Below are 11,668 nucleotides of genomic sequence, written 5' to 3'. Positions count from 1 at the left end.
GAGGGAATTCCCTCCGGGCCCGGGAGCCGGATGTCATCCGAAGGCGACGAACACGGCCAGTCCGGCCGCCACCGCGCAGCCGGCCGGCACCGGAATCCCGATCAGCAGCAGGACGGCACCGAAAGACGAACATCCCGGTGGTACCGGTGCCGACCTGGCTGCTCGCGTCGGGATCCGCGGGGTCGTACAGGATCGGCGCCCACGCGGTGCCGCGCGTGTCGATGCCCGTACACGTGCGCGACTCACCGCTCAGGTCGCTGTAGGAGTAGACGTGGCGCCGCACCAGGGTGTCCTCGACCCACTCCGAGGAGGACGACCCCAGCCGTCCCTCCGCCACGGCCCCCCGCAGGCGCAGCACCACGACCTCCGCCACCAGCCGCCGGCCGGCCCAGGCGGCCCACCCGCCGCCGGGCCCCACGGTGAGGGCGAAGAGCCAGATCACGACGGGCACGACCCCGCCGACCACCCCCAGCACACCCGCCGTCAGCGCGACGGCCGCGACGCCGGCCCACCCCCAGCGCGACCAACGGCGGCTAGCCGTACATCCGGCGCATCGCGAAGTCGACCATCTGCTCGACCGCCTTCGCGTCGAAGACCATCCGGTGCTCGCCCTCCATGTCCAGGACGAAGCCGTAGCCGGTGGGGAGCAGGTCGATCACCTCGGCGCCGGTGATCACGAAGTACTTGGACTCCTTGCCCGCGTACCGGCGCAGCTCCTTGAGCGAGGTGAACATCGGGATCACCGGCTGCTGGGTGTTGTGCAGGGCGAGGAAGCCGGGGGTGTCGCCGCGCGGGCAGTACACCTTCGACGTGGCGAAGATCTGCTGGAAGTCCTCGGCGGACATCTGCCCGGTGGTGAAGGCGCGCACCGCGTCGGCGAGGGAGGGCGGGGACGGCTCCGGGTAGAGCGGCGGCTGCTGGCCGTACCCGCCGACACCGCCCGGCATCTGCTGCTGCGGCGGGGCGTACTGCTGCTGAGCGCCAGCGTTCTGGTCGTAGCCGTACATAGGCGCAAGAGTACCGAGCGGGCGCGGCGCGCCGGAGCGCCCGGGAGAATTTCCGCCGGTCTTTCTGTAGTGCTCGATATAAATTCCTGTTTTTGTGTCGACCGCTATGGATATCGACCCCGGAGGTCCCTCATGTCCGGTGCCGGTCCGCGTCCCGCCCTGCTCCTCGCCCACGGAGCCGGCGGCTCCCTCGCCGCCGGCTACGGACCGGTGATGGACGAGTTGTCCGCCCGGTACGGGGTGATCGGCGTGGACTGCCCGGGCACAGGCGACACCCCGCGCGCCACCGGGCCGCTGGAGCTGGACGACCTGGCCGACCGGCTGACGGCCGCCGCCGACGCGCAGGGCGCCGAGCGGTTCGCCGTGTCCGGGTTCTCCTCGGGCGGGGCGGTGGCGATACGGCTGGCCGCCCGCCATCCGGAGCGGGTCACGGCCATGGTCCTCACCGCGCCCTTCGCCCGCGCCGACGCCCAGGTCCGGCTCACCGCGCGGGTGTGGCGGTCGCTCATCGCGGCCGGGGACACGCTCGGCCGGTTCCTGATGGCGCACCGCCTGAGCCCGGCCGCGCTGGAGGCGATGGGCGCGGAGGAACTGGAGACGGCGGCGAAGGCGACGGGCGGGGGCGTTCCGGTGGGCTCGCCGGAGCACGTGGAGCTGGTGGAGCGACGGGACGTGACCGCAGACCTGACCCGGACCACCGCGCCCACCCTGGTCGTCTCGCCGGTCGACGGCGCGCAGATCCCGCCCCGGCTGCACCGTGCGGTGGCGGCGGGGGTCCGCGGAGCCCGGCCGGTGGAGATACCGGGCGGTCACCTGCCTTTCGCCGAGCACCCGGCCCGGTGGGCGGCCCTGCTCACCAGCGAGGAGGAGTAGACCCTTCTCACACTTGCACCGGCGGGGGTTGCTTCTTATTACCGACGGGTAGCATCATCGGAGCTACTTGTTGGTACGTGAACTAGGTGCGAGGAGTCAGTGCCTCGCCGATCTCTCTACGGAGCCGTCGCCATGGGGCACTACAAGTCGAATCTCCGCGACATCGAGTTCAACCTCTTCGAAGTACTGGGGCGCGACAAGGTGTACGGCACCGGCCCGTTCGAGGAGATGGACGTCGAGACCGCCAAGAGCGTCCTGGAGGAGCTGACCCGCCTCTCCGAGAACGAGCTGGCCGAGTCCTTCGCCGACGCCGACCGCAACCCGCCCGTCTTCGACCCCGAGACCAACACCGCGCCGGTCCCGGCGTCCTTCAAGAAGAGCTACCAGGCCTTCATGGACTCCGAGTACTGGCGGCTCGGCCTGCCCGAGGAGATCGGCGGCACCACCTCGCCGCGCTCCCTGATCTGGGCCTACGCCGAGCTGATCCTGGGTGCCAACCCCGCCGTGTGGATGTACTCCTCGGGCCCGGCGTTCGCCGGCATCCTCTTCGAGGAGGGCAACGAGGTCCAGAAGCACATCGCCAAGATCGCCGTGGAGAAGCAGTGGGGCTCCACGATGGTGCTCACCGAGCCGGACGCGGGCTCCGACGTGGGCGCCGGCCGCACCAAGGCGATCCAGCAGGAGGACGGCTCCTGGCACATCGAGGGCGTGAAGCGCTTCATCACCTCCGGTGAGCACGACATGTCGGAGAACATCCTCCACTACGTGCTCGCCCGTCCCGAGGGCGCCGGTCCCGGCACCAAGGGCCTCTCCCTCTTCCTCGTGCCGAAGTACGAGTTCGACTTCGAGACCGGCGAGCTGGGCGAGCGCAACGGCGTCTACGCCACCAACGTCGAGCACAAGATGGGCCTGAAGGCCTCCAACACGTGCGAGATGACCTTCGGCGACAAGCACCCCGCCAAGGGCTGGCTGATCGGTGACAAGCACGAGGGCATCCGCCAGATGTTCCGCATCATCGAGTTCGCCCGCATGATGGTCGGCACGAAGGCGATCTCCACGCTGTCCACCGGCTACCTGAACGCGCTGGAGTACGCCAAGGAGCGCGTCCAGGGTCCCGACCTGGCGAACTTCCTGGACAAGACCGCGCCCAAGGTCACCATCACCCACCACCCCGACGTGCGCCGCTCGCTCATGACGCAGAAGGCGTACGCGGAGGGCATGCGCGCCCTGGTGCTGTACACCGCCTCGGTCCAGGACGCGATCCAGGTCAAGGAGGCGAACGGCGAGGACGCCTCCGCCGAGCACGCGCTGAACGACCTGCTGCTGCCGATCGTCAAGGGCTACGGCTCCGAGAAGGGCTACGAGCAGCTGGCCCAGTCGCTGCAGACCTTCGGCGGCTCCGGCTTCCTGCAGGAGTACCCGATCGAGCAGTACATCCGGGACTCCAAGATCGACACCCTGTACGAGGGCACCACCGCGATCCAGGGCCAGGACTTCTTCTTCCGGAAGATCGTCCGCAACCAGGGCGCCGCGCTGAACTCCCTCGCCGAGGACATCAAGAAGTTCCTGGCGCTCGGCACCGGCGGCGAGGAGCTGGCCGGCGCCCGTGAGCACCTGGCCAAGGCGGCCGTGGAGCTGGAGGCGATCGTCGGCCTGATGCTCACCGACCTCGCGGCCACCGAGCAGGACACCAAGAACATCTACAAGGTGGGCCTGAACACCACCCGCCTGCTGCTGGCCTCCGGTGACGTCGTCGTCGGCTACCTGCTGCTGAAGGGCGCCGCGATCGCCGCCGAGAAGCTGGCCACGGCCTCCGCGAAGGACAAGGCGTTCTACACCGGCAAGATCGCCGCGGCGAAGTTCTTCGCGGCGAACGTCCTGCCGGGCGTCACCCTCGCCCGCAAGGTCGCCTCCGGCGTCGAGCTGGACCTGATGGAGCTGGACGAGGCCGCGTTCTAGGAACGTTCCTTCTGATACGTCCCTGTAGATCCTGTGCGGGCCCGCTCCCTTTCCGGGAGCGGGCCCGTGCACGTCGTTAAGGTGAATCCATGAGCGCAGCATCCCGCTTCGACCGCGGCCACACCGACGACCTGATGTCCTTCCTGGCGGCCGGTCCGTCGCCGTACCACGCGGTGGCGGTCGCCGCAGAGCGGCTGGAGAAGGCAGGCTTCCGGCAGGTCGCCGAGACGGACGCCTGGGACGGATCGAGCGGCGGCAAGTTCGTGCTGCGCGGCGGCGCGATCGTCGCCTGGTACGTCCCCGAGGGCGCCGAGGCGCACACGCCGTTCCACATCGTCGGCGCGCACACCGACTCGCCGAACCTGAGGATCAAGCCGCGTCCGGACAGCGGGGCGCACGGCTGGCGTCAGGTCGCCGTCGAGATCTACGGCGGACCGCTGATGAACTCCTGGCTGGACCGCGATCTGGGCCTGGCCGGCCGGCTGAGCCTGCGTGACGGCTCCACGGCCCTGGTCAATGTGGACCGGCCGCTGCTGCGCGTGCCCCAGCTCGCCATCCACCTGGACCGTTCGGTCAGCAGTGAGGGGCTCAAGCTCGACAAGCAGCGTCATCTGCAGCCGGTCTGGGGCCTCGGCGACGATGTCCGGGACGGCGACCTGATCGCCTTCCTGGAGCAGGAGGCGGGACTCGCGGCCGGGTCGGTCACCGGCTGGGACCTGATGACGCACCCGGTGGAGGCCCCGGCCTACCTCGGCCGGGACCGGGACCTGGTCGCCGGGCCCCGGATGGACAACCTGCTGTCGGTGCACGCGGGCACGGCCGCACTGGCCGCCGTCGCGACCGGCGGTGCCGCGCTCACCCGCATCCCCGTGCTGGCCGCCTTCGACCACGAGGAGAACGGCTCCCAGTCGGACACCGGCGCGGACGGCCCGCTGCTCGGATCCGTGCTGGAGCGCTCGGTGTTCGCCCGCGGCGGCTCGTACGAGGACCGGGCCCGGGCCTTCGCCGGCACGGTGTGCCTGTCCTCCGACACGGGCCACGCCGTCCACCCCAACTACGCGGAGCGGCACGACCCGACGCACCACCCGCGGGTCAACGGCGGCCCCATCCTGAAGGTCAACGTCAACAACCGCTACGCCACGGACGGTTCGGGCCGCGCGATCTTCGCCGCCGCCTGCGAGAAGGCCAACGTCCCCTTCCAGACGTTCGTCTCCAACAACTCCATGCCGTGCGGCACCACCATCGGCCCGATCACCGCGGCCCGGCACGGCATCCGGACCGTGGACGTCGGCGTCGCCATCCTGTCGATGCACAGCGTGCGCGAACTGTGCGGCGCCGACGACCCGTTCCTGCTGGCGAACGCCCTGACGGCCTTTCTGGAGGGCTAGCCGGGAGTTCACCGGGTACCCGGACGGCACCGGAGATTCCGGAACCGAAAGGGGAGGCGAGTTCTCATGGGGCTCGGAGGATGCATCATCCTCATCGCCGTGGGGGCCATCCTCACGTTCGCGACCGACTGGCACATGCACGGGGTCAACCTCACGGTCGTCGGCCTGATCCTGATGGCCGTGGGCCTGATCGGCGTCGCCACGTTCAGCGGGATCGCGCGGCGCCGCCGGGTCGTCATGCCGCCGACACCGGTGGTGGAGGAGGAACCGCACCATCACCACCACCACGTCGACGGCTACAGCGACGGGTACGGCGTCTGACGCGCCGTCCGGCTACCGCGGTCCATCCCCGCCAGCACGAGCGGCAACCGGTCCGTCGCGCCCTCGGCGAGGCGGACCGGGACGCCCCAGTCCTGCTGGTGGACGTGGCAGGCGGGGAATTCGTTGGCGGGGTCGTCGTCACACGAGGCCGCCATCGCCGACACGTGCAGGACGCCCTCCGTGACGGACGGGTTCAGCTCCAGGTCGCGGGAGAGGTCCGTGTCGGCACCCTCGCCCTTGAGCAGCAGCTCGGGCGGGGTCGAGGAGACCAGCAGGCGGGTCGAGGGGCCGTAGCGGGTGTCCAGCTTCTGGCCCGCCGGCGCCTGGAAGACGACGTCGAGACGGAGTCTGCCCGGGCTCACCTCGGTGGCCGCGCGCCGGGTGCGGTGGGCGACCGATTCCACGCGCACCGCCTCCTCTGGCAGCCGCAGCCGGGTCAGCCGGTGCCGGGCCGACTCCACGACGACGACGTCCTCGCCGACGAGGACGGCGTCGCTGGGCTCACGCAGGTCGGTGGCGAGCGTCGTGACCTCACCGGTGGCCGGGTCGTAGCGGCGCAGGGCGTGGTTGTAGGTGTCGGAGACCGCCACCGAGCCGTCCGGCAGGGCGGTGACCCCGAGGGGGTGCTGGAGCAGGGCCTGCCCGGCGGGGCCGTCGCGATGGCCGAAGTCGAACAGGCCGGTGCCGACCGCGGTGTGGACCTCGCCGTCCAGGTCCACCCAGCGCAGGGCGCTCGTCTCGGAGTCGGCCAGCCACAGCCGCTCGGCGGTGGCCGCGAGACCGGAGGGCTGGGCGAACCAGGCCTCGGCGCCGGGGCCGTCGACCAGGCCCTCGTTGGTGGTCCCGGCCGCCGCCCCGACCGTGCCCGCCGCGGGGTCGTACGTCCACAGCTGGTGGACGCCCGCCATGGCGATCCACACCCTGCCGCCGAAGACCGCCACGTCCCACGGTGAGGAGAGGTCGACCTCGCGGGCCGGGCCGAAGGTCGCGGACCCCTGCCACCACTGCTTTCCGGTGCCGGCCAGGGTGCTCACCGCGCCGGTGGCCAGGTCGAGGCGCCGCAGGGCGTGGTTGACGGTGTCGGCCACGATCACCGAGCCGTCCTCGCCCAGCGCCAGACCCTGGGGCTCGTTGAAGGACGCCTCCGTCGCGCCGCCGTCCGCGAAACCACGCGTGCCCGAGCCGATGCGCCGTACGACGGTCTCGGCGTCCTCGGCCAGCTCCACCAGCTGGTGCCGGGTGGTGTCGCTGACCAGGAAGTGCCCGGACGGCAGCAGCAGCGCCTTGCCGGGGAAGCGCAGCGTCGTCGGCTCGGGCTCCGGCGGCACGTACGGACCGTCGCCGCGGCGCAGGGTGCCCTTCGCCTCGTGCTCGGCCTCCAGCTCTTCCACCAGCCGCTCGATGGCGTGCGCGTGGCCCTCGCCCGCGTGCTGGGCGACGACGTACCCCTCGGGGTCGATGACGACCAGCGTCGGCCACGCGCGCACCGCGTACTGCTTCCAGGTGGCGAGCTCCGGGTCGTCCAGCACCGGGTGCTCCACGCCGTAGCGCTCCACCGCGTCGACGACCGCCCGGTGCTCGGCCTCGTGCACGAACTTCGGGGAGTGCACGCCGATGACCACCACCGTGTCCCGGTGTCTGTCCTCCAGCTCGCGCAGCTCGTCCAGGACGTGCAGGCAGTTGATGCAGCAGAAGGTCCAGAAGTCCAGGACTACGATGCGTCCGCGCAGGTCGGCCAGCGTGTACTGCTTGTCTCCCGTGTTCAGCCAGCCGCCCTCGCCGATCAGCTCGGGGGCGCGGACGCGGGCGCGTCGGGGTGCGGAGTGGGTCATGGCTCCAAGGGTGCCACCCGACTCCCACACCGGCTCCGGCGCCTGTGGACAACCGCCCCGAGGGCAGCCGCCCTGTGGACAACCGGGTCCTCAGTCCTGGTGGATCACATCCGTGCCGGGGCCACCGGAGAGCGTGTCCCGGCCGGCGCCGCCGTACAGCCTGTCGTTCCCGCTGTTGCCGTACGTATCGAGGGCGTGCGCGTCATGCGGGGCCTCCGGGAGGAACGTGCGGATCGTGGTGAGGGCTTCCGCACGGTTCGACTCGGGGACCCCGGCCCGGATTGGCCAACTCGCCCGCCCTCACGGGACGTTCACCTGACCGACACCCGTCGGCCCGGTGGATTCCGGTGCCCGGTCAGGTCAGGGCGTGGCCGGTGGTGACGTCCACGTGGGCGGGCACCTCCTCGTGCCGGTCGCCGACCGAGAGGGTGCCGGTGGGCTCGAAGAGCAGGACCTCGGCGCGCCGGGGCGCGGACGGCTTGTGCTCGGTGCCGCGCGGGACGGTGAACACCGACCCCTTGGTCAGCACGACCGTGCGCTCGCCGGCCGGCTCGCGCAGGCCCAGGTGCACCTCGCCGTCGAGCACCAGGAAGAACTCGTCAGTGTCCTCGTGCACGTGCCAGACGTGCTCGCCCTCGAACTTGGCGATACGGACGTCGTAGTCGTTGACGGCGGCGACGATGCGGGGGCTCCAGCACTCGGTGAAGGAGGCGAGCGCCTTGTCCAGGGAGATGGGTTCCTTGGGTTCCATGAGGTCATCGTGCGGGGTTCCGGTACCGCCGCACGAGTGCTAGGAATCGCATATGCCGCAAGAATCCTCTCAGGCGCCCCACCGGGTCGTCGTGATCGTGGACGAGGGCACCAACCCCTTCGAGGTCGGCGTCGCGACCGAACTGTTCGGGCTGCCCAGACCCGAGCTGGGCTTCCCGGGCCCGCTGTACGCGGTGACGCTGTGCACGCCCGCCCCGCGGACCCTGATGAACCACGGCTTCTTCACCCTCTCCGGCGTGCCGGGCCTGGACGCGGTGGACGAGGCCGACACCCTCGTCGTACCGGGGCGCCCCGACAACGTCGTACCGCGCGGCGCCGACGTCCTGGAGGCCATCCGGCGCAGCCACGCGCGCGGGGCCCGCGTCGTCAGCTTCTGCACCGGCAGCTTCGCCCTCGCCGAGGCGGGACTGCTCGACGGGCGCCGGGCCACCACCCACTGGATGTGGGCGGACACCTTCCGTGACCTGCATCCCAAGGTGCTGCTGGAGCCGGACGTGCTGTTCGTCGACGAGGGCGATGTCCTCACCGCCGCCGGCAGCGCGGCCGCGCTCGACCTCGGGCTGCACATCTGGCGCCGCGACCACGGGGCCGAGCTGGCCAATGCCGTCTCCCGGCGCCTCGTCTTCGCCGCCCACCGCGACGGCGGGCAAAGGCAGTTCGTGGAGCGCCCGGTGCCCGACGTACCCGACGCGTCGCTCGGCCCGCTGCTGGCCTGGGCGCAGGAACGGCTGGGCGAGCCGCTGACCGTGGCGGACCTCGCCGCGCGTGCGGCCGTCAGTCCCGCGACGCTGCACCGCCGCTTCCGCACCCAGCTGGGTACGACCCCGCTGGCCTGGCTCACCGGGGAGCGGGTCGCGCTGGCCTGCCGGCTGATCGAGCGGGGCGAGGAGCGCCTGGACGTCGTCGCGGCCCGCTGCGGCCTGGGCACGGCGGCCAACCTGCGGGCCCGGCTGCGCCGGGGCACGGGGCTCAGCCCGTCGGCGTACCGCAGGCGCTTCGGACCGGCCGCACCGTGATGTTCGACGCGCGGCGGGGAACGGTACCCGCATGAGACTCCTCGTACACGACCGGCTGCTCGGCATCGGTGACGACTACTGGATCGAGGACGAGCACGGCCGGAAGGTCTTCCTCGTCGACGGCAAGGCCATGCGGCTGCGGGACACCTTCCAGCTGAAGGACGCCCACGGGCGCGTGCTGATCGACATCCACCAGAAGATGTTCGCGCTGCGCGACACCATGGTGGTCGAGCGGGACGGCGAGGGTCTGGCCACCATCAGGCGCAAACGGCTGTCCCTGCTGCGCAACCACTACCGGGTGTCCCTGGTCGACGGCACCGAGCTGGACGTCAGCGGCAAGATCCTCGACCACGAGTTCGCCGTCGAGTACGACGGCGAACTCCTCGCCGTGATCTCCCGCCGCTGGCTGTCGCTCCGGGACACCTACGGCGTCGACATCGTGCGCGAGGACGCGGACCCGGCCCTGCTCATCGCCGTGGCGGTGTGCGTGATCCACCTGGCGCAGAAGGAGCGGGAGGACCACTGAGGTCCGAAAAGGCCTCTCCCGCGCCGGGGCGGCTGCGGACCCAGTACGGGTTCCTTCAGCGCCTGGGCGGCTCCAGGCCCAGCACACGGTCCTTCAGCGCCGGGAACTGCTCGCGTGTCGTCGCCACCTTAGCCGGATCGAACTCGACGGTGAGGACCTCCTCGTCCGCACCCGCCTCGGCGAGCACCTCGCCCCACGGATCCACCACGATCGAGTGACCGGCCTGGGGAACTCCCGCATGGGTCCCGGCCGTTCCGCAAGCGAGCACGAACGCCTGGTTCTCCACCGCCCGCGCCCGAGCCAGCAGCGTCCAGTGCGCGCGCCGCCGCTCGGGCCAGCCCGCCGGGATCACCAGGGTCTCGGCGCCCGCGGCGACCAGTCCACGGAAGAGTTCGGGGAAACGGAGGTCGTAGCAGGTGGCCATGCCGAGCGTGGTCCCGGGCAGCCGGACCGTCACCAGGTCCCGTCCGGCACCCATCAGCACGGCCTCGCCCTTGTCGAAGCCGAAGCGATGGATCTTGCGGTAGGCGGCAGCGAGCTCACCGGAGGGGGAGAAGACCAGAGAGGTGTTGTAGAGCGGCCCCTCAGGGTCCCGCTCGGGAATCGACCCCGCGTGCAGCCACACGCCCGCGTCGCTCGCGGCCTTTGCCATGACCTCGTACGTCGGCCCTTCGAGCGGCTCGCCCTCGCGGCCGAACTCCTCGTAGGCGAAGGCGCCGGTGGTCCACAGCTCGGGCAGGACCACGAGATCGGCACCGGACTGCTCCCGCACCAGCGCGGCCACCCGCCGCCGCCGGGAGTCGACCGATTCGTCCTCGTTCACGGCGATCTGGATCAGCGAGGCGCGCACACTACCACCGTCCTGGCATTCGAGTCGTCCACACGGGCCTACGATCGTCACACGAAAGCACTGCCGGGCTGCCTGGAGGCAGCGTAACTTAGCGTTCCAGACACCCGCCGCCGTGCCGCCGCCCGCTGGCAACGCCGCCACATCCTGCCCGTGTACCGACCGCCGAGGGGTCCCGTTCCGTGAGTCTGCATCCCACCCTCCAGCCCTACGCCGACGCCTGGACGCACTCCATCGAAGCGATATCCGAGATGGTCCAGTCGCTGGCGGACGGCGAGTGGAACCGGCGGACCCCCTGCCCCGGCTGGTCGGTCCGGGACATCGTGTCGCACGTCATCGGCATGGACTGCGAGCTGCTCGGCGACCCGCGCCCCATCCACTCGCTCCCCCGTGACCTCTTCCACGTCACCACCGAGCACCAGCGGTACATGGAGATGCAGGTCGACGTCCGCCGCCACCACACGGCGCCGGAGATGACGGCCGAGCTGGAGTACACGGTCATCCGCCGCAACCGCCAGCTGCGGGGCGAGTCCCGCGATCCCGGCACCACGGTGCGCGGTCCGCTGAGCACGGAGATCACGGTGGAACAGGCCTACCGTGACCGCGCTTTCGACGTGTGGGTGCACGAGCAGGACCTGCGCACCGCCCTCGGCCGCCCCGGCAACCTGGACTCGCCCGGCGCGTACGTCGTGCGGGACGTCCTTCTGGAAGCACTCCCCAAGGTCGTGGCGAAGGACGCGGGGGCGCCGCGCAGTTCGGCGATCGTGTTCGACGTGCACGGCCCGGTGGAGTTCCTGCGCACGATCCGCGTCGACATCCAGGGCCGGGGCACTCTGGAGACCGCCCCGGCCCTCGGCCCCGCCGCCACCCTCACCCTCGACTGGGAGACCTACGTCCGCCTCGCCTGCGGCCGCGTCACCCCGGAGGCGGTGGCGGACCGGGTGAAGACAGAGGGCGACCCGGATCTGACGACCGCGATCCTGCGCCACTTCACGGTGACGCCGTAACCGAGACCGCGCCGCTTCCGCACGGCTTCGGGGGCCCCGCGGGCGGAACCTCACGTGACGCCGTGGCGGGAAGTCGCCGGCGGTGGGGAGCCGAGCGGATCGTCCGGCTTCTCGGGCGGGT

Annotated in this window: 11 protein-coding genes and 1 pseudogene; 7 read left to right on the top strand and 5 right to left on the bottom strand. The window is 71.2% G+C overall.

Annotated elements, in window-relative coordinates:
* Positions 1-533: 533 nt before the first annotated feature.
* Entirely contained in the window at positions 534-1,007 is a 474-nt protein-coding gene (locus AB0L59_RS13595) for an SseB family protein (RefSeq protein ID WP_365582429.1), read from the bottom strand.
* A gap of 132 nt (positions 1,008-1,139) precedes the next feature.
* Here AB0L59_RS13595 and AB0L59_RS13590 point away from each other — a divergent pair, with 132 nt between their 5' ends.
* The 4 genes from AB0L59_RS13590 to AB0L59_RS13575 all read left to right on the top strand — a co-directional run bounded on the left by AB0L59_RS13590 (position 1,140) and on the right by AB0L59_RS13575 (position 5,548).
* Positions 1,140-1,880, top strand: a complete 741-nt coding sequence (locus AB0L59_RS13590; RefSeq protein ID WP_365582428.1) for an alpha/beta fold hydrolase — start codon at positions 1,140-1,142, stop codon at positions 1,878-1,880.
* Between the two features lie 132 nt (positions 1,881-2,012).
* Positions 2,013-3,839 (top strand): acyl-CoA dehydrogenase, encoded by a 1,827-nt coding sequence (locus AB0L59_RS13585; RefSeq protein WP_365582426.1) that lies wholly within the window; start codon positions 2,013-2,015, stop codon positions 3,837-3,839.
* An 89-nt stretch (positions 3,840-3,928) separates the two neighbouring features.
* On the top strand, positions 3,929-5,227 hold the full coding sequence (locus tag AB0L59_RS13580; RefSeq protein ID WP_365582425.1) for a M18 family aminopeptidase: 1,299 nt from the start codon (positions 3,929-3,931) through the stop codon (positions 5,225-5,227).
* Between the two features lie 66 nt (positions 5,228-5,293).
* Complete coding sequence (locus tag AB0L59_RS13575; protein ID WP_365582423.1) at positions 5,294-5,548, top strand: DUF6458 family protein; 255 nt, start codon at positions 5,294-5,296, stop codon at positions 5,546-5,548.
* Here AB0L59_RS13575 and AB0L59_RS13570 read toward each other — a convergent pair.
* The 3 genes and pseudogenes from AB0L59_RS13570 to AB0L59_RS13560 form a co-directional block, all read right to left on the bottom strand.
* On the bottom strand, positions 5,524-7,380 hold the full coding sequence (locus AB0L59_RS13570) for a thioredoxin-like domain-containing protein (RefSeq protein ID WP_365582422.1): 1,857 nt from the start codon (positions 7,378-7,380) through the stop codon (positions 5,524-5,526). The genes AB0L59_RS13575 and AB0L59_RS13570 overlap by 25 nt on opposite strands.
* A 90-nt stretch (positions 7,381-7,470) precedes the next feature.
* Positions 7,471-7,563, bottom strand: a pseudogene (locus AB0L59_RS13565) (calcium-binding protein); the annotation flags it as partial.
* 172 nt (positions 7,564-7,735) lie between these two features.
* On the bottom strand, positions 7,736-8,131 hold the full coding sequence (locus AB0L59_RS13560; protein ID WP_365582420.1) for a cupin domain-containing protein: 396 nt from the start codon (positions 8,129-8,131) through the stop codon (positions 7,736-7,738).
* Positions 8,132-8,183: 52 nt separating this feature from the next.
* Between AB0L59_RS13560 and AB0L59_RS13555 the strand changes: the two genes are divergently transcribed.
* Both AB0L59_RS13555 and AB0L59_RS13550 read left to right on the top strand, forming a co-directional pair.
* Complete coding sequence (locus AB0L59_RS13555; protein ID WP_365582418.1) at positions 8,184-9,167, top strand: helix-turn-helix domain-containing protein; 984 nt, start codon at positions 8,184-8,186, stop codon at positions 9,165-9,167.
* Positions 9,168-9,198: 31 nt separating this feature from the next.
* The gene (locus AB0L59_RS13550; protein WP_365582416.1) at positions 9,199-9,693 is read left to right on the top strand and encodes an LURP-one-related family protein; all 495 of its coding nucleotides are present in this window, start codon (positions 9,199-9,201) and stop codon (positions 9,691-9,693) included.
* A 55-nt stretch (positions 9,694-9,748) separates the two neighbouring features.
* Here AB0L59_RS13550 and AB0L59_RS13545 read toward each other — a convergent pair whose 3' ends face one another.
* Positions 9,749-10,543, bottom strand: coding sequence for a carbon-nitrogen family hydrolase (locus tag AB0L59_RS13545; protein ID WP_365582414.1), 795 nt, complete (start codon positions 10,541-10,543; stop codon positions 9,749-9,751).
* 179 nt (positions 10,544-10,722) lie between these two features.
* On the opposite strand from AB0L59_RS13545, the gene AB0L59_RS13540 reads away from it, so the two are divergent.
* Positions 10,723-11,547, top strand: coding sequence for a maleylpyruvate isomerase family mycothiol-dependent enzyme (locus tag AB0L59_RS13540; protein WP_365582412.1), 825 nt, complete (start codon positions 10,723-10,725; stop codon positions 11,545-11,547).
* The last annotated feature ends 121 nt before the right edge of the window (positions 11,548-11,668 follow it).

This window comes from Streptomyces sp. NPDC052109, assembly GCF_040680195.1.
GTDB lineage: Bacteria > Actinomycetota > Actinomycetes > Streptomycetales > Streptomycetaceae > Streptomyces.
The sequence above is the reverse complement of the archived record's forward strand: the minus strand, read 5'-3'. Positions and strand labels throughout refer to the sequence as shown.